The organism is Nocardioides islandensis, assembly GCF_015352455.1.
Lineage (GTDB): Bacteria > Actinomycetota > Actinomycetes > Propionibacteriales > Nocardioidaceae > Nocardioides > Nocardioides islandensis.
Genome location: NZ_JADKPN010000019.1, coordinates 18,112 through 36,373 on the forward strand (window position 1 = coordinate 18,112; position 18,262 = coordinate 36,373).

The 18,262-nt window shown below is 68.3% G+C and carries 15 protein-coding genes; 9 read left to right on the plus strand and 6 right to left on the minus strand.

Annotated features, from left to right (window positions below):
- Window positions 1–751: 751 nt before the first annotated feature.
- Together ISU07_RS22020 and ISU07_RS22025 are read left to right on the plus strand one after the other, a co-directional pair.
- Window positions 752–1,786 (plus strand): phosphotransferase enzyme family protein, encoded by a 1,035-nt coding sequence (locus tag ISU07_RS22020; protein ID WP_194709002.1) that lies wholly within the window; start codon window positions 752–754, stop codon window positions 1,784–1,786.
- 110 nt (window positions 1,787–1,896) lie between these two features.
- Window positions 1,897–3,132: an NAD(P)/FAD-dependent oxidoreductase gene (locus ISU07_RS22025; RefSeq protein WP_194709003.1), complete on the plus strand. Its 1,236-nt coding sequence runs from the start codon at window positions 1,897–1,899 to the stop codon at window positions 3,130–3,132.
- A gap of 18 nt (window positions 3,133–3,150) precedes the next feature.
- On the opposite strand, the gene ISU07_RS22030 is transcribed toward ISU07_RS22025, so the two are convergent.
- The 3 genes from ISU07_RS22030 to ISU07_RS22040 are packed head-to-tail and all read right to left on the minus strand — an operon-like array spanning window position 3,151 to window position 6,439.
- Window positions 3,151–3,906, minus strand: a complete 756-nt coding sequence (locus ISU07_RS22030) for an SDR family NAD(P)-dependent oxidoreductase (protein ID WP_194709004.1) — start codon at window positions 3,904–3,906, stop codon at window positions 3,151–3,153.
- 9 nt (window positions 3,907–3,915) lie between these two features.
- Window positions 3,916–4,878, minus strand: coding sequence for a phosphotransferase (locus ISU07_RS22035; protein WP_194709005.1), 963 nt, complete (start codon window positions 4,876–4,878; stop codon window positions 3,916–3,918).
- Between the two features lie 25 nt (window positions 4,879–4,903).
- Entirely contained in the window at window positions 4,904–6,439 is a 1,536-nt protein-coding gene (locus ISU07_RS22040) for an APC family permease (RefSeq protein WP_194709006.1), read from the minus strand.
- A gap of 282 nt (window positions 6,440–6,721) precedes the next feature.
- Between ISU07_RS22040 and ISU07_RS22045 the strand changes: the two genes are divergently transcribed.
- On the plus strand, window positions 6,722–9,208 hold the full coding sequence (locus ISU07_RS22045) for a GcvT family protein (RefSeq protein ID WP_194709007.1): 2,487 nt from the start codon (window positions 6,722–6,724) through the stop codon (window positions 9,206–9,208).
- Here ISU07_RS22045 and ISU07_RS22050 read toward each other — a convergent pair.
- Window positions 9,175–9,993 carry a GntR family transcriptional regulator gene (locus ISU07_RS22050; protein ID WP_194709008.1) on the minus strand — a complete coding sequence of 273 codons (819 nt, stop codon included), beginning with the start codon at window positions 9,991–9,993 and terminating at the stop codon, window positions 9,175–9,177. The genes ISU07_RS22045 and ISU07_RS22050 overlap by 34 nt on opposite strands.
- A gap of 45 nt (window positions 9,994–10,038) precedes the next feature.
- On the opposite strand from ISU07_RS22050, the gene surE reads away from it, so the two are divergent.
- The 5 genes from surE to ISU07_RS22075 all read left to right on the plus strand — a co-directional run bounded on the left by surE (window position 10,039) and on the right by ISU07_RS22075 (window position 14,042).
- A complete protein-coding gene (gene surE / locus ISU07_RS22055) occupies window positions 10,039–10,878 on the plus strand; it encodes a 5'/3'-nucleotidase SurE (RefSeq protein WP_194709009.1) in 840 nt (279 codons plus the stop codon).
- A 390-nt stretch (window positions 10,879–11,268) separates the two neighbouring features.
- Entirely contained in the window at window positions 11,269–11,772 is a 504-nt protein-coding gene (locus ISU07_RS22060) for a SigE family RNA polymerase sigma factor (protein ID WP_194709010.1), read from the plus strand.
- Entirely contained in the window at window positions 11,769–13,130 is a 1,362-nt protein-coding gene (locus tag ISU07_RS22065; RefSeq protein WP_194709011.1) for a TolB family protein, read from the plus strand. Before ISU07_RS22060 ends, ISU07_RS22065 begins: the two co-directional genes overlap by 4 nt.
- A 236-nt stretch (window positions 13,131–13,366) precedes the next feature.
- Entirely contained in the window at window positions 13,367–13,729 is a 363-nt protein-coding gene (locus ISU07_RS22070; protein ID WP_194709012.1) for a hypothetical protein, read from the plus strand.
- Window position 13,730: 1 nt separating this feature from the next.
- Window positions 13,731–14,042 carry a DUF4386 domain-containing protein gene (locus tag ISU07_RS22075; protein ID WP_228522410.1) on the plus strand — a complete coding sequence of 104 codons (312 nt, stop codon included), beginning with the start codon at window positions 13,731–13,733 and terminating at the stop codon, window positions 14,040–14,042.
- Window positions 14,043–14,114: 72 nt separating this feature from the next.
- Here ISU07_RS22075 and ISU07_RS22080 read toward each other — a convergent pair whose 3' ends face one another.
- Together ISU07_RS22080 and ISU07_RS22085 are read right to left on the minus strand one after the other, a co-directional pair.
- Window positions 14,115–15,002, minus strand: coding sequence for an alpha/beta fold hydrolase (locus tag ISU07_RS22080; protein WP_194709014.1), 888 nt, complete (start codon window positions 15,000–15,002; stop codon window positions 14,115–14,117).
- Between the two features lie 476 nt (window positions 15,003–15,478).
- The gene (locus tag ISU07_RS22085) at window positions 15,479–16,141 is read right to left on the minus strand and encodes a hypothetical protein (RefSeq protein WP_194709015.1); all 663 of its coding nucleotides are present in this window, start codon (window positions 16,139–16,141) and stop codon (window positions 15,479–15,481) included.
- 247 nt (window positions 16,142–16,388) lie between these two features.
- Between ISU07_RS22085 and ISU07_RS22090 the strand changes: the two genes are divergently transcribed.
- A complete protein-coding gene (locus ISU07_RS22090; protein ID WP_323742760.1) occupies window positions 16,389–18,068 on the plus strand; it encodes an aminotransferase class V-fold PLP-dependent enzyme in 1,680 nt (559 codons plus the stop codon).
- Window positions 18,069–18,262 lie beyond the last annotated feature (194 nt).

The window sequence follows — 18,262 nt, forward strand, 5'->3', positions numbered from 1 at the left end:
CCATCCCGGGTGCCTACGTGGTCGGGGTGACCTTCGGCCCGACCGGGATCACGTCGCCTCCATGCCGGTTGGCTGCGCGAACGCCTAGCACCAGCCGAGCTTGCGCAGTTCGGGCGTACGACCTGCCTTGACCTGCCAATTGGCGAGCGAAGTCCACCTGATCGTCATGTCGAGGACCACGCCCTCGCCACAACGTGGCGCGACGTCAAGTTCTTCAGGGCCAGGGATCGAAAGTGGTCGATCTCATCCTCCAAGTGCGTGCAGCCCCCGAACCTGACCCCCAACGTGCGGCCCCAGTGCGGCCCCTGGCTCTATAGACTCGACGTCTTCGCAGGTCACACGGGGTGTGCTCGAACTCAGCGAACTCGAGCACGAGAGCCCCGGCTTGCCGGGGCTCTCGTGGCGTTCGGAGTACCGGTTGATGAGAGGCCGACGGAGTCGCTCTGTTGGCTGCGGAGCAAGTTTCAACTGAGCAGGATGAATCCGAAACGTGCCAACATGCCGATGTAGGCGTCGAGAGGGTCGGGCCGGCTCGCCCGGGGGTCACGATGTCGACGGCGCGCAGGACACCGTCCGGGCCAATGGCGGGCCGGAGCTCTTGCGGTCATTCCGCAGTCTCTGAGAGCCCCAGAACGAGCGCCGCCGCGGCGACGTACCCGACTCTTGTGCCTGCTCCGAGGCCGACACTATGGTACGGCCACTGTGAGACGTCATCGTTTATTGGTCGTGCCAAATATAGCGGGAGTGTGCGATGCCTCGCGCCCTCCACGGCGCCGGAGGTCGTGAGATGGCCGAGAACCTCACGATGGCGAAGGCGCTGGAGCCGCAGGCTCTCGCGGCCCTGGCACAGTACGACCTGCCCGAGCCGGAGGGCCTGGAGCTCCTGACGTTCTCAGAGAACGCCGTCTTCAGGGCAGACCTCCCGGGCCAGGGACCGGTCGTGGTCCGGCTGCACTCGTTGGGCTACCACACGTCGGCCGAGATCGAGTCCGAGCTCCTCTGGATCGACGCCCTGCGCCGCGACGGCGCAGTCGTGACCGCGGGAATCCTCCGGGCCCGAGACGGCCGTCAGGTCGTCACCGCAGGTCATTCATCCTTGCCCGACCGGCATGCGGTGGTCTTCGAGCATCTCGAGGGCAAGGAGCCCGGGCCGGACTCGCTCGTCGACGACTTCGTGCTGCTGGGTCACACAACGGCGTTGCTGCACAGGCACGCGGTCTCCTGGCAGCTGCCGACGTCCTTCCAGCGGTTCAGCTGGGACGAGGCTGGCACCCTCGGCACGTCCGGTCATTGGGGCGACTGGCACCACGGGCCCAACCTGGACGAACCGACGACCCACCTGCTGGCACGCGCGGCGGCACTGGTGCGCGACCGGCTACGCTCCTACGGAAAGCAGCCTGCCCGGTACGGCCTCATCCACGCAGACCTCCGCCTGGCCAACCTGCTGGTCGACGGCACGACGGTCAAGGTCATCGACTTCGACGACTGCGGGTTCAGCTGGTTCCTGTACGACCTGGCCAGCGCGCTGACCTTCATGGAGGACGACCCGCGGGTGCCCGAACTGGTCAGCTCCTGGCTCGAGGGATACCGCAGAGCCCGCGCCCTGGACGTCGCGGACGAGGAAGAGATCCCCACGTTCTTGATGCTCCGGCGGTTGGTCATCTTCGCGTGGCTGGGGTCACGACCGGGCACCGAGCTCGTCGCGAGTCTAGGAGCGGAGTACGCCCGCATCACCGCGGAGCTCGCCGAGGCCTATCTGTCCCGCACTTCCCGGGCCCGGGGCTGACACCGGGGTCGGTCCGCCCATGACGGTGGTGTCGGCCCGGACCACCTGGTCTTGTCAATTGGTCCACCGCGCCCTACGTTATTGGTCGCACCTTTGGAAGAGGGGTCGGCGTGGCAGGTCCTCGAGACGCAGCGGTCACCGTCGTCGGCGGTGGCGCGATCGGCACGGCGGTCGCGTACTTCCTCGCGAGCGAGGGCTGGGAGGACGTCCAACTGCTCGAGGCGGGGCTGGTGGGAGGTGGCACGAGCAGCCAGGCAGCGGGCTTCGTGGGGCAGGCGCGACCTACGGTCGAGCGCGCCCGCCTCGCCATGGCGTCCGCCAAGGAGTACGCGACCTTCGAGCGGAGGACCGGTTACCCGACGGACTGGCGCGAAGTGGGGGCCGTTCGCATCGCGATGAGCGAGACCGCGGAGGCCGAGCTCCGGGTAATCGCGGAGACAGCCCGGGTCACGGGACTTCCCGTTGAGTTCTTGTCACCGGAGGAGGTGCGCAGGATCTACCCGGTGATCGAGCGTACCTCCGACATCCGGATCGCGCTGTGGTCGCCGACCGATGGCTACCTGCAGCCGACCAGCCTGGTGAACGCCTACACCCAGGCCGCGCGGGACCTCGGCGTGACGTTCGCGTCGCACGCTCCGGTGCTGGGCATCGATGTCGAGCACGGAGCGGTCACCGGTCTCGTGACGCCGCAGGGTCGGTTCGCCACAGAGATGGTCGTCAACGCTGCCGGTCCGTGGGCAGGCGCCTTGGCACGGCTGGTCGGCATCGAGATGCCTGTGGTTCCGGTGCTCCACGAGTACTTCGTCACCGAGCCTGCTCCGGGCTGGGATGCCAGCCTTCCGTGCCTGCGCATCCCCGAGATCCAGACGTACGCTCGCGGCGAGATGGGCTGCATGCTGTGCGGTGGCTTCGAGAACAAGGGAACGAGCCTGGACCCGACCGAGGTGCGCATCGGCGACGCCCTGGCGGTGGACCCGAACTGGGACGTGCTCGGCTCGTTCGTCTCGCAGCTGGAGCGGTTCGTCCCGGACGCGACCGACCTCGGGGTCTCCACCGTATTCCGCGGCTGGCCCGGGTTCACCCCGGACGGCAGGTTCATCGTCGGGCCGGTGAGCGGGCTGCGCGGGTTCGTCATGGCTGCAGGCTGCAACGCCCATGGCGTCTCGGGCTCCGCGGGCATCGCCATGCACCTGGTCGAGAGCCTGCTGGGCGATCCGTCGCCGTACGTGCGCTCATTGTCGCCCGACCGGTTCCTGCCCCGGGCCTGGGAGTGGAGCCAGGTCAGGCGACAGGCGCAGGCGGTGTACGAGAACTACTACCCCATGCCGCAGACGGCTGCGAGCTGAACGCTCGCGCGCGCATCCTCACTCGTAGGGCTGGGCGAGCATGGCCATCATCCCCCCGTCCACGGCGATCGTCTCGCCGGTCACGTAGCTGGCGTCATTGCTGCACAGGAACGCCACCGCGCCCGCGATCTCCTCGGGTGTCGCGGCGCGCTTGAGCGGACTGATGCGCCTGAGCTGGGTCTCCGACAGCGAGCCGATGTACTCCTCGCTCAGAGGGGTGTTCACCCAGCCGGGCGCGATGGCGTTGACGAGGACCCCGTACGGCGCTAGCTCGATCGCCATGGTCTTGGCAAGGGAGATCAGCGCGGCCTTGGAGGCGTTGTAGTGGGCGAACTCCGGCTCTGCCGCAAGGCCGTTGGTCGACGCGATGTGGATGATGCGCCCACCCGAGCCCTGGTCGCGCATCTGCCTCCCCACCGCGGCGCTGAGCAGCACGGGACCACGGACGTTGATGTCGAACAGGGCGTCCCACGTCTCCGCCGTGAAGTCGAGGAACGGTACAGGGGCATACACGCCCGCGTTGTTGAGAAGCACGTCGACCCGGCCCAGCTCAGCGATCGTCGTCTCCACCAGCCGGGCGCAGTCCTCCCGGACACCGACGTCCGCCTTGACCGTGACGACCTTTCCGTGCGCGTGGAGCTGCCGCTGCGCCTCCTGGAGCTCCGCCTCGTTGCGCGCGCAGGTGGCCACGTCGTACCCGTCCTTCAGAAGCCGCGTGGCACACGCGAGACCTATCCCCTTCGAACCGCCGGTGACGATGGCGACCTGGTTCATCCGACTCTCCTAGCGTGGGCGTGATGGCGGCGGGAGGGCGACGCCGGTCGAAGCCGCGGCGGCGATGGTCGACTCGAGGTCGGGTGCAAGGAGCTTCTGCCTCGTCCAGTCCCAGCGGATGACGGCCTCGTTCCAGTAGTCGAAGGTCTCGGCCGGCTTGGAGCTCAACAGCTTGGCCATGCCGACGAACAGCAGCGACCAGGTGAACTGGGCGGCGACGCCGAAGAGCCTGGCCCGCGCATACTGCGCGGGGACGTGCTCACCGAAGTACGTGTCGCAGAGAACTCGTACCTGGTCCCGCTCGTAGTCCCCTTCCATGGCGAGGTCTCCGAGGTCGAACATCGGGTCGTTCATCCCGCTGAAGTCGTAGTCGATGAGCCGGATCGTTCCGTCGTCCATCACGTTGCGGGCGAGCAGGTCGTTGTTGCTGGGCACGAGGGGAAGTGCGTTGACCGCCAGCGCCTCCTGGATGCGGCGGATCGTCGGAAGCTCCTCCAGCAGGCCCGCCGGCGTCTCCATGCGGTGGGTCTCGACGAGACGCAGGTAGTCCTCCAGGAAGCAGAAGATGTCGATCCGGTTGCTGAACGCCGGAGCGGTGGTGTGGAGCTCGCGCACCGATCGGGCGAGGCGGGGGATGTAGCTCGGATCGCTGAGGTCCTCCGTGCAGAGGGTCTTGCCGTCGATGAACTCCAGCACGATGGCCGGGAGGTCAGGGTAGGTACCCAGGACGCGAGCCCCGACGCCGCACTCCCCCGCGCACGTCGTGTTGTGGATGAGGTGCTCCATGGGCACCATCAGGCCGAACTGGTCCATCTCCTGGGTCAGGAACTTCACGACGACCCGGCGTCCGTCGACGGAGACGACGTAGGTCACATGTGCGAGACCGCCGTGCAGCTGCTGCCACTCCAGGTCGCTTCCCTGCAGCAGAGGTTCGACCTCGCGCAGGTACTGCATCTGTACTTCGAGGGTCACCGTGGACCTCCAGGAAACTGCGGACCTAGGACTCCACCGCGTACTTCTCGATCGCGGTGGACTGGGCATGGATCTGGCGGTGCCGCATCGAGTAGTAGACGAGGCCCACCAGCAGCGGGACACCCAGCAGGACCCACCCCATGGGGATGTCCCTGACGAAGAGCCCACCCTCGGTGCCCGCGATCTGGTTGTACGTCGGGTTGGTGGCGGCTCGCGGCCACTCCATGTTCACGAAGGTGAGGCCAGTACCGATGATCGCGAGGACGTTGACCAGCATTCCCCACCTACCGAGGCTGAACACCGGCCGCTTCTTCGGCCATCCGCGCAGCCGGGCGACCAGGGTGATGCACAGGACCGCGAAGTAGGCGAAGTACATCGCGCCCGTCGCGCCACCCACGATGGAGGCTGTCTTGGTGCCGAACACGAACACGGGGACAAGGGAGAAGGCGAAGAGGAGGACGGCGGCGGCCCACGGAGACCCGTCCCGCATGGTGCGGGAGAAGACCGAGGAGAAGGGGACCTGGCCATCACGAGCCATGCCGAAGATGTGGCGGACGGCTCCCGTGAACATCGTGTTGGTCGCCACGATGAGGCCCAAGGCGACCACGGCCAGGAACAGCTTCAGCACCGCTGTGGGGAGGTTGTCCAAGATGGCCGACTCGGCCGGGTTGTAGTTCACCATCGCCGAGTCCATGTCGGGGATCGAGGTGGTGAGGCAGAAGTAGAAGAGGAAGCCGCAGCTGACTGCGAAGATGTAGGCGCCGATGATCCCTCGCGGAGCATTGCGCTCGCCGTCGATGGTCTCCTCGCCCAGGGTGCCGCCGTTCTCGAAGGTGTAGAGCACCCACACCGCGTTGAAGATCCCCGCGCCGAGGAAGAGCGGGAGGAACGCTCCCATGTCGGTGAGGGCCGACACGCTGACGCTGCCGCTCGCGGACACGGTCGTGGTGGCGGCGTCGGTGAGGTATCCGAAGTGCTTCCCGCCGAGCACGAAGACCGTGAGCAGGACGACGGTCACCACCGACAGCTCCAGGATCATCGCCCACTTCGCCAACCGACCCAGGACGCCGATGCTGAACACGTTCCAGAGCAGGGCCACGATGGCGGCGAAGATGATGATGGCGCGGTTGGTGGAGAAAGTGTCCTCGAGGTCGAACAGCCCCCGGACGAGGATGGGCAGGCTCGCGTAGTACGCGGTCATCAGCGGGAACAGCGCGCCGGCGTACGCCCACCCCATCCACCAGCCCACTCGTCTGCCCGACAAGATGGTCGGCCACTGGTACATGCTCCCGGCGAAGGGGTACTTGGACGCGAGCTCGGCGAAGACGAGCACCATCATCCCGACGCTCACCGCGATCACGGGCCACCCCCAGAACTCGGCCGGACCGACCGCGTTCAGGGCGAACCCGTAGAGGGAGAACAAACCCGCGAAGACGCCGACGCCGGCGAAGGTCAACGCCCCGTTGGTCAGTGCGGTCAGCGCCTTCTGCAGGTGACCAGCGGCTACGGGGGCGCTGGTCGCACCGGGGGTGCCCGAGTGACTGGATGGGACTGAGGTCATCTGGTTGCCCTCCTCCGAAGGCCCCCGGACTCGCCGGGCGACTCAAAGGCCGGGGCCGGCCCGGTTAGGTCGGTCCAAATCCCGAAAGTGACTGGACCTTAACAACGCTCCAGGTCATGCACAAGGCCTCGGACGGCTCGGGTCGCATGGAAGGACCTCTCCGGCTCCAGGCCACTCAGCGGTCCGATCCACGCCTGATTCGACCGCTTGGCAACGGGTTCGTCGCGAGCTGTTACGGGGGGTGACAGCCCTGCGAGGGAGGTCTAGTGTGCGTCACCACATATGGTCCAACCAAAGGCGGTTGAGGTGTCCTCCACGACGAGCGTTCCGGGTCGAGCCGAGATCGTCATCGTGGGAGGGGGTGTCGTCGGTTGCAGTGTGGCCTACCACCTCACGCGGCTGGGTCGCAGCGACGTGGTCCTGCTCGAGAAGGGTCTGCTGTCCTCGGGGACCACCTGGCACGCCGCCGGGATCGTGGGGCAGCTGCGCAACCACACCACACTGACGAGGATGATGCTCGAAGGCTCAGCCCTGTACGCGACGCTCGAGGACGAGACCGGCCTCAGCACGGGTTGGAACCAAAGCGGCGCGTTGTGGGTCGCCTCGACGAGTGACCGTGTGGTCCAGCTCAGACGCACCATCGACGTAGCGCGGGCCCAAGGGCTGGAAGCACACTTCGTCGACCAGCGGGAGGCGGCCCGCATGTGGCCGCAGATGCGCTCGGAGGACCTCGTGGGAGGCGTATGGCTGCCCCACGACGCCAAGGCGAACCCGACCGATGTCACGCAGGCCCTCGCGCGCGGGGCCCGAGCAGGTGGCGCCAGCATCTACGAAGGGGTCAAGGTCACCGGGATCGACGTGGTCCGCGGGAGGGTCCGTGGCGTGCGGACCTCGCATGGCGACATCGAGTGCGAGGTGGTCGTCAACTGTGCCGGCCAGTGGGCCAAGGCGGTCGCCGCCTCCATCGGCGTCACCGTTCCGCTCTACAGCGCCGAGCACTACTACGTCGTCACCGAGGCGGTCGAAGGTCTCGACCGGACGACGCCCACGCTGCGAGACCCCGACGGCTTCGTGTACTTCAAGGAGGAGGTCGGCGGCCTCCTGATGGGCGGGTTCGAGCCGAACGCGAAGCCCTGGGTCGCGTCCGAGGACATCCCGGAGCCCTTCGAGTTCCAGTTGCTGCCAGAGGACTGGGAGCAGTTCGCCCCCATGATGGACAACGCCGTGCACCGCGTCCCGGCCATGGAGGAAGTCGGCGTCAGGAAGTTCTACAACGGTCCGGAGAGCTTCACCCCCGACCACAACTTCATCATGGGGGAGGCTCCTGAGGTCCTCGGCTTCTTCGTGGCGGCCGGTTTCAACTCCTCGGGCATCGCCTTCGGCGGGGGGGCCGGCAGCGCACTCGCCCGGTGGATCGTCTCGGGAGAACCCGACATGGACATGACTCCCGTGGACATCCGTCGCTTCGCGTCGTTCCAGAACAACCGCGACTGGTTGCGCAGCCGGGTCACGGAGATCGTGGGTCTCCACTTCGCGATGGCCTGGCCCAACAGGGAGCCCGAGAGCTCCCGACCGATCCGGTGCTCACCCGTCCACGGCCTCCTCGAGCAGGCCGGGGCCTGCTTCGGCACCAAGCTGGGCTGGGAGCGCCCGAACTGGTTCGCTCCCGAGGGCACGAAACCGGTCGTCGAGTACTCCTGGGGACGGCAGAACTGGTTCCCCTTCGCCGCAGCCGAGCACAGGGCCGCCCGGGAGTCCGTGGCCCTGTTCGACCAGACGTCCTTCGCCAAGTACGTCGTCCGCGGCCGCGAGGCCACCGCCGCCCTCCAATGGCTGTGCAGCAACGACGTCGACGTCCCCGTGGGGAAGATCGTCTACACCGGAGTGCTCAACGACCAAGGCGGCTACGAGGCCGACCTCACCTTGACGCGAACCGCCTGGAACGAGTACCTCGTGGTCACCAGCAGCGGCCAGGCGGTCCACGACCTGGACGTGCTTCGTCGGGGAATCGACCCCGAACGCCACGCGGAGGTGGTGGACGTGACGTCGACGTACGCCGTCTTCAGCGTCATGGGTCCTCGCTCCCGAGCGGTGCTCCAGGAGCTCACGTCGGAGCCGTTGGACAACGACACCTTCCCCTTCGGGTCCAGCCGGTTGCTCAACCTCGCCGGGGTGACAGTGCGCGCCAACCGCCTGACGTACGTCGGCGAGCTCGGGTGGGAGCTGTACGTGCCGACCGAGGTGGCGCTCGAGGCCTACCAGCGGCTCATGGAGGCCGGTGACCGTCACGGCATGAGACTCGGCGGCTACTACGCCATCGAGTCGCTGCGGCTCGAGAAGGGCTACCGGGCGTGGGGGCGGGAGCTGACCCCGGAGACGACGCCCGTGGAGGCGGGCCTGCTGTTCGCCTGCAAGCTTTCCGGCGACGTCGCGTTCCGTGGCCGACCGGCGGTGGAGAAGCACCGCCGGGTGGGGGTGCGGCGCCGACTGGTCACCCTCCAGGTGGAGGACCCGGATGCCTACGCCTGGGGGAACGAGCTGCTGCTGCGAGACGGCCGACCCGTGGGCTTCGCGACCTCCGCGGCATTCGGGCACACCGTGGGCTCGGTCGTGATGATGGGTTACGTCGAGCGAACCGACGGCGGTGACGTCGATGCGGAGTGGCTGAGGACCGGCCAGTACCAGACGGCCATCGGGGGGGAGCTGTTCGACGCCCGGATGTCGCTGCGGCCGCTCTACGACCCCACCGGGGAACGCATCAAGGCCTGATCGGCAGATCCCGACTCGGTGTCGACGTGAGCGGACTCCCCAGGGGTGTGGGCCCAGGCGATGACCCTCGTCCGGTCTCCGCGGAACAGGTCGCTGGAGTGCTCGAACGGCGTGCCCGACTGGTCGTAGGTGACCCGCTCGATGGCCATCAGCGGGTCCCCGACGTCGATGCCCAACGCCTCGGCCTGGGAGTCCGTCGCGGCCACCGCGACCATCCGCTCGATCGCTCGGGTGGCGGTGCAGCCGTACTTCTCCGCGATGACGCCATACAGCGAGTCGTCGAGGGGGTTGGTGAGCAGGTCCGGGAAGCGTTCCACCGGGATGCGAGTGTGCTCGAGGGAGATCCGGACCTCGTCGGCAAGGCGCACGCGGATGATGTCGTGGACGACTGCGCCCTTCTCGAGGTTCAGCGCCTCGACCGTCTCGGGCTCGGCCGACACGATGCGCGCCGACACCACGTGCGCTCCGGCGCGGAATCCCTGTGCGCGGAGGTACGACGGGATCCCGGCCAGCTGGCCGAAGTCGAGGTTGACCCTCGGCGTCACGGCGAACGTGCCACCCGTCCGACCGCGACGGCGTACGACGAGTCCGGCGCGCTCGAGGTCGTCCAACACCTGACGGATCGTCGTCCGGCTCACTCCGAACTGCAGGGCGAGCTCGCGCTCCGTCGGCAGCCGGCCTTCCTGGCCGACGTGCTCGGAGCTGACGAGGTGTCGCAGCTTCTTCTCGACGGTGTCGCGCAGGACGCGGCCCCGGACGGTCCCACCGGCCGCGTTCGCTGACATGACTCGGCAGTTTACGCGACGCCCCAGAGCCAGAAAGGTCAAGCCATGCAGGTGCTCCTGACCAACGACGACGGCGTCGACGCCGCGGGCCTCCTCACCCTTCGCGACTGTCTGGTCGGCGTGGGCGCGACGGTCGTCACGGTGGCCCCGGCCCGGGACTGCAGCGGGCTCGCCCGGTCCTGCACCTTCAAGACCCCCGTCTCCGTCACGCGACGCCTCGGCGGAAGCCATCCCGTGTACGTCTGTGACGGCACGCCGACGGACTGCGTGCGCCTCGCGCTGCTCGCGGGTCTGGTCGAGGACGTCGCCCTGGTCGTCAGCGGCGTCAACCACGGCACGAACCTCGGCGACGACGTCTACTACTCGGGCACGGTCAGCGCCGGATTGGAGGCCGCACTGCTGGGAGTCTCCTCGGTGTGCGTCTCCCAGCAGTTCGCCCAGCTCTGGTCCGTCCCCGGACCTGGCGCGGCACTCGTAGCCGAGCCGAGCTTCGAGGCGGCAGCGTCCGTCGCCGCGTCCATCGCCGCGGCTCTGGCCAGGAGCCGGCCGACCGAGCCCCTCGTCCTCAGCGTCAACGTGCCGGCGAAGCCGGCGTCGCGGGAGGTGACCCTGACGCGTCTCGGCATGCGCCCGTACGCCCACGGCAGTGTCGACGCGGCCCACGATGACGGCGTCACCCGCTCCTACTACCTCTTCGGTCCTCCCGGAGAGGAACCGCGGCTGCCGGCTGGCGCGCACGGCACGGACTTCGCGGCCATCCGGAGCGGCCGGATCTCGATGACCCCCTTGTACCTCGCTCCCGACGTCGACGACCTCCCCGCCGGACAGCAACAGCTGCTGTCATCCGTGCTCGCCGCGGTCAACGAGCATCCGGAGAACCTGTGAGGACCCCCCCGGCTGCAGCCTGACCGCGCACCTCCCCTGCCGTTCCCTGGAGCCCCACAGCTCGCCTCCCGGCCGGGCACGGTCGCGCGCGGCCCCAGCGGGGCCCACAAGCCCGGAACCGCAACGTTCGCGCAGGTCAGCGGCTCTATCGCGTCACTACTACGACATCTAGGCCCGCCAGATCCGCACGTCGGCCCGTCTCTGCTTCGGCAGAGGCGGGCCGACTCGGTTGTTGGCGGCTGTGTGCGGCCAGTGGCGGTCGACACATCTCCTCGCCGGCACACGATCGTTTGAACACGTCAACTGAGGTGCCGTCCTGGTTCCGGTCCCATCCAACCGATCTGGGTCCGGTTCCGTTAGACACCATGAGCCAGGACGGAGGCCACGCCCATGAGTTCAGCAGTCAGGGACGAGGAGTTCGCAGCGTACGTCGCGGCGACCCGACCCGCTTTGTGGCGTACCGCGTTCTTGATGTGCGGCAACAGAGCCCAGGCCGATGACCTCGTTCAGAGCGCGCTGCTCAAGCTCTACGTTGCGTGGCCCCGGCTGGCGCGCGGCGATCGGCTGGATGGGTACGCGCGCCGGATTGTCGTCAACTCTCACATCGACGAGGTGCGGCGCCCGTGGCGACGAGAGACCGAGACGCTTGATGGGCACGAGCCCAGCTTCGAGATGACGGGCGAGGACCACTCGGCACTCATCCGCGCGTTGAAGGCCCTGCCAGCAGGCCAGCGCCGGGTCGTCGTGCTGCGTCACTACTGGGGGCTCTCCGTGGCCGAGACTGCGAGCGACCTGGGAATCAGTGAGGGCAGCGTCAAGAGCCAGTGCTCGATCGGACTGCACAAGCTCGAAACTGCCCTGACCTCCGACTACCGAAGCGAGGACCGGGCATGAGTACTCGTGAGGACTACTGGGCCACCCGGCTGCACGCTGCCGTCGACGAGCACCCCGGCGCGCTGGCGTTCGACGTGCCCTCCTACGTGGCTGCCGGCCGTCGGCGCGTACGGCGCAACAGGGCGGCGGCACTCGTCGCGACGGTCGCGGCGGTCACGGTGGTGGCCGCGGTGGCCGCCGTGGCCGGGACCGGCATGCGCGACGGTGCGCCCCCGCCCGCCAACCCGGGACGGCACATCCCGGTGCTCGAGCCGGGCACGAACGGCTGGATAGCGATCGGTGCCTACCAGGACGGCGGCGACATCTACCTCGTCCGCCCCGGCGCGGACGCCCGTCCGCTCAAGGGTGCCGCATCCCCGGAGGCGGACGAGAGCTGTCCTGCATGGTCGCCAGACGGGACGCGGCTGCTGTTCGGTCGTGCGAGCGCCTTGTCCGGCGGCACGTTCGAGGAGTCCGAGCTGGTGATAGTCCCGGTCGATCGGGAGGGCGCCGCCGGGAAGCCGATCGTGATCGGACTCGACGGGTTCGAAGCGACCAGACACTACGAGGTCTTCCCTTGCGGGATCTGGGCACCGGACGGCCGCTGGGTCGCCCTCGCGGGCACCGACGAGGTGTGGGTGGTCGACACCCAGACCGCCGAGATCCGCCGTCTGCCAGACCTCCGGCCCAGCGACCTCGAGTGGCGTCCCGGCACCGACCAGCTCGCGATCGCCGGCGACGTGGGCGGGCCTGTGATGCAAACGACATCCACGCCCGTGATGGTGTACACCGTGTCAAGCGGTGAGCTCCGCGAACTCGGCTCGGTCGAGGCCGCTCTGGTCACGTGGTCGCCAGACGGCACGGCCCTGGCGTACACGGGCGGTGAGCAGGAGGAACCCGACGCCGGCGAGCTCTGGGTCGCCGACAGCGAGGGCTCCAACGAGCGGCTGGTCGTCCCCGACATGGGAATTGCCATCCACGGTATCGGCCCCGTGTGGTCCCCCACGGGCGACCGCATCGCCTACCAGCGCTGCGAACCCGATGCAGACCAGAGCCCCCAGTTCTACTGCACCGGCGAACGCCACGAGGTCGTCCTGGTGAGCGTCCCTGACGGCACCGAGAGGGTCATCAGACCACCCAAGACCCCCGGGGGCCCCTTCTACCCCTACACGGTCACCTGGTCGCCCGATGGGACGACCCTGCTCTATTCGGGCTGGGTCAACACGGCAACAGGCGAGGCGCCCGACGGCGTGATCGCCGTTCCCGCCGACGACCCCAAGGACCTGACCGTCCTCAGCGACGCGATCAGCCGCCCGGTTCCTGCCTACCACGACCACCGCTGGGTCCAGACCCAGATGTGGGGCGGGGAATCGGAATGACGCCAGTGCATCGGACGCCCTGGCGCGCTCCCCTCACGCCATGTCCGGCAAAGTCCGCTCCTACCGCGATCCGTACGGTTCGACAGCTACGTCTTTCCGCCGCCTGAGAACAGCTACTTCGAGAGTCCACCGCTGTTCCCTCAGGCTTCGCATGGCCGGTGCCGAGGCGACTCGACGGAGCCGATGTGTTCCCCTCCGTCGCGTGACAGGGCCAATCGCCGATGCCAGGCTGGGACATGGACTCTTGGACCGGGGTCGCGCGGATCAGTGGATGGGCCGGGCTGGTCGGCGCGGTGTTGTTGTTCGGCGCGATCATCCCGATTGGGTCCCTGGGAGAGCCTCCGCTCGAGGCGAGCACGAACGATGCGGCGGAGTTCTTCCGCAACGCGGCGGATGCCAGCTGGCTCCAACCAGTCGAGGCGGTCGGAACACTCGGGATGATCGGTTTGCTGTGGTTCCTCGTCGGGTTGGCCGTGCTGTTGCGCCGTGCCGAGGGTGAGCCGCCCTTTCGTTCGACCGTGGCTCTCGCGTCCGCGGTGCTGCTCCCGGCCTACTACCTGGTGAACGCAAGCTGGGCGTCAGCCGCCCATCGCGGTTGAACTGGACGCGGCCGTTGCGGCGTACGCGTTTGACGTAGGCAACATTGGTTTCGCCAACACATGGCTCGCCCTCGGCAGCTTCGCAGGTGCCGCCGGATGGGTGATGCTGTCGTCCGGCGCCTGGCCGCGATGGCTCGGCTGGTGGGGTGCTGTCGCTGGCGTGGGGATGCTGTTGGCCCGCTTCGTGTGGACGATCGAGTCCGCATGGTTCGTGCCCTACGGCGTGTTCTGGATCTGGCTGCTGACCGTCGCCGTGAGGCTCATGATGGGCCGGGATGTTCCGGCCGGCAGCGCGGTGGAAAGACCCGAGTAGCTGGGGCGACTTCCCGGCACTGCCGCCTTGAGGCCCGCTCCGCTGCCCCGGAACTCCCATTCGGCTGGTTGGTCATACTGGCGCCGATGCGTCATATCGCCGCCTGTCTTCCGCGAAGCGCTGCATCACCAGGTCGGCGGTACCGAACGTGACGGTGCCGTGCCCCGCACCGGGGAGCACCGTCAGCTCGGCCTGTTTGATCAGCGCGGCGAGCAGCCGGCCGTTCTCCGCAGGGACCATGCCATCCTGCTCGCCGTAAAGCAGGACGACCGGGGCGGTGACGGTGGTGAGGTCGATGTCCCACGACGCGCCCCAGCTCAGGTTGTCGCGTACGAAGCCGTCCGGTGTCGCCAGCGCACGCCGGTAGTTGCGGAGGAACACGGCCTGCTGAGCGGGCCTGTTCGCCAGGTAGTTCTCAGTAGGTGGTCTCCGCGCAGCCATGCTGTCCCGGAACTCCTCCTCGCTGAGGTCGCGGATGCCGGCAATCATCTCCTCGACCTCGGCTCTCATGGCCGCCTCCGCGCCGCTGATATCCCCGGCCGCCAGTAGCGCCAGTCCCTCATCGTCCGGGTAACGCTCCGCAAGGCCCGGGCCCGTCCCGGCCGCAACGACCACCCGCTGCACGCGAGCGGGAGCCACAGCCGCGGTGGCCAACGCGAAGGGTCCTCCGCCCGAGATGCCGACGCTCCCGAAGCGGTCGATGCCCAGACTGTCGGCGAGGGCGACGACCTGACGGCCCACCGATGCCAGCCCTGGGGCGGTTGGCGAGGACGCGCCGTACCCCGGCCGGGACACCGCAACCAGGCGTACGCCGTGTTGCCGGGCCGCCTCGTCCGCCAGCGCCGCAATGCCCGCGGTCCCCGGCGAGCCGTGGTGGTGGATCACTGGCACGCCCGACGGCGAACCGAGGTCGGCGTACTCGAGCACTGACCCGTCGGGGAGAGTTGCCTCGTTGTACACGAGCCGAGCCTAGGACGAGCCTCAGCGAGCGGGATAGGAGGCGAGCACACGGCGAGCGCCTCGGCGGCAGGACCGCGGACCACGGTGCATGCGTGGTCAAGCGAGTCGATCTCGCCCACGGGGTGCAGTCGGTCGATCAGGTCGCCACGGGCGTGGCGCACGAGCGCCGCCAACTCCACGCCCCCGGCCGCTCCAGCTCCCATTCACGATCCGTGACTCCAGGAGCCAAGCGCCGGATGGGTCGCTTCGCCGCGTTCCGGACGCCCTCTCTCATGGCCATACGAGAGCCACACCCGCGAGGTGGGCAGCCGATGAGAGAGCGACAGTCCCGGACACCTCGACCGAGACTCGTCAGAACCCGGCCGTGCGGTCAATGGAACGAGCAGCCGATGACTGGATATGCGCCGCACGGACGTGGCGATGGCGCATGCCGTGGTAGATCCCGTGAGCAAGGTTCGACCCGAGCTCCGCCGTTCTCACTCCAATGCGTCAGGTGCTGCATGGCTGCGAGGAGACGCCACGCGCCGTTCTCCACGGAGCAGCAGGACGCTGAACGCCACAACCAGTGCGATGAAGCCGAGTGGTGCCAGCACTTCCAGCGGGTCACCGCTGAACAGGATCGCGACGGCTCGGACAGCGGCCGCGAGGCCGACGAGCATGGCCAGCCAACGGAACCACGTTGGCCCGTGCCCCGCCCATCCACAGGCAGCGAACCCGGTGATGGTGACGAACAGGAGCACATCAGTCAGATCCGAGAGTTCCGCCAAGGCGTGAACCCGTCCGGCCGAGGCGCTGTGGTGGACCAGCACCAGCATCAGCGGCGGGATGAGCGTGACAAGCGAGGCGATGACCATGGCACCGCCGGCAAGCAACGCGTAGCGCTTGGCACCGACCAAGGTCGAGACGGCCAGCCCCAATAGGAAGAGGACGAGCGGCAGCGTCGCGATGAGCTCGACGATCTGCGACAGCAGAATCACGCCGGTGTGCTCCTCGTAGAAGCGGCGCACCTGCGCGACCGAGTCGTCGCCACCAGGGACACTCGCCATTCCGGCACCGATGAGCAGCAGCACGACGAACACCAGTCCCCAGCCGCCGGCCCGCCGGGTACGGGAGTCAGGTGCGCCGTTCATGTTGATCACACGCACAGTTAACGCCCGAGCCGGGCACTTTGGTGATGGCACGCGGGGAGCAGACCTGACGACCAGCGTCGCGGACGTGGTGTCAGCTTCCCGGCTTCCGAGTCTTCGAGCGTGGGCAAGCCGGCTCGACGACATCCGGGCCGGCAAGATCCGCGCGTCGCCCCGTTGTGCTTCGGCAGACGCGGGCCGACTCGGGTGTCGACGACAGGTCGCGAACTGGCAGGTGCGGTCGGACTACCGTGGAGAGGTGTCAGAGTCTCCCCTGCTCGAGCTGATCCGCCGCTCGGTGATCGGCGAGGACCACGTGATGGTGACGCCCTACGGCAATCGAAGGGTGACCTATGCCGACTACACCGCCTCCGGGCGCGCGCTGACGTTCATCGAGGACTTCATCCGGGACGAGGTGCTGCCCGTCTATGCCAACACCCATACAGAGTCCAGCGGCACCGGCCTGCAGACCACGCGGTTGCGCGAGGACGCCCGCCGCATCATCCGCGAGGCCGTGGGCGGCGACGACGACACCGTGGTCATCTTCGCCGGGTCTGGCTGCACGGGTGCGATCTCCAAGCTGATCGGGGTGTTGGGACTTCGAATCCCCTCCGCCCTGGAGGACCGCTACCACCTGATGCAGCACATCCCTGCGGAGCAGCGGCCGGTGGTCTTCATCGGTCCTTTCGAGCACCATTCCAACGAGCTGCCGTGGCGGGAGTCGATCGCCGACGTGGTGACCATCGGTCAGGACATCGATGGGCACATCGACCTGGCAGCTCTCCGGGAGGAGCTGGACCGGTACTCCGACCGGCCGTTGTTGATCGGATCCTTCTCAGCCGCCTCCAACGTGACCGGGATCATCTCGGACACTGCCGCCATCTCCACCCTGCTCCATCAACACGGCGCGCTGTCGTTCTGGGACTACGCGGCCGCGGCGCCGTACGTCGACATCGCCATGTGCGCCGGGCCCGACGGCCCGCTGGCCTACAAGGACGCCATCTTCCTGTCTCCCCACAAGCTCATCGGCGGTCCCGCCACCCCCGGAGTGCTGGTGGCCAGGCGCGACCTGTTCACCAACCGGGTCCCCGACCAGCCGGGTGGCGGCACGGTGATGTACGTCAACCCCGACGAGCACCGGTACGTCATCGACGTGGAGCAACGCGAGGAGGGCGGAACCCCGGCGATCATCGGGGCCATCCGCGCCGGCCTGGTCTTCCAGCTCAAGCAGGCCGTGGGCGTCCCGGCGATCCGCGCCGCAGAGGACCGTCTCCTGGCCCGCGCCGTGTCGGCGTGGCAGAGCGAGCCCGCGATCGAGATCCTCGGCAACCTCGAGGCGCAACGACTCTCGATCGTCTCGTTCGTGGTCCGCGCGCCGTCGGGCAGGTACCTCCACCACAACTTCGTGGTCGCGGTGCTCAACGACCTGTTCGGCATCCAGTCGCGCGGCGGATGTTCGTGCGCCGGCCCCTACGGTCACCGGCTGCTCGGCATCGACATCGAGCGCAGCCACGAGTTCGAGCGCGAGATCGCGGGTGGCTGTGAGGGGATCAAGCCCGGCTGGGTACGGGTGAACTTCAACTACTTCCTGTCCGACGCGGTCGCCGACTACGTCATCGAGGCGGTCCGCCTGGTCGCCCGCGACGGCTGGCGGCTGCTCGGGGACTACCGGTTCGACCTGGCATCCGGGCGCTGGACCCACCGCACCGGCCTGGTCGAGCCGCCGATGAGGCTCGGCGATGTGAAGTACGACGCCTCAGGGATCCACGCGCCGACGTCGAGCCTGACCGGCGGGGAGGACATGCTCGCCGAGCAGCTCCGCGAGGGCGCCGAGATCCTGCAGGCCGCGCCCGAGCCCGACCTGACCCCGCCGACCGCCGTCTCCGACGACTTCGAGCACCTGCGCTGGTTCGACCTGCCGGCCTCCGCTGTCCACTGACCCTCGAGGGCTTTCACGCCGATGAGAGGAACAGCTTCTCCGCCTTCCTCACGTCGACGCAGAGCAGCTGTCCGGCTCCCGGCCGCCCGAGGCCTTCCACCACGCCATCACACCGCTCTGGGCCCTGACCTGGTCTCATGTCTGAACTCGCAGCGGCGAGTGCGCTGACGGGCAACGACTGGGAGGCTGGAGCC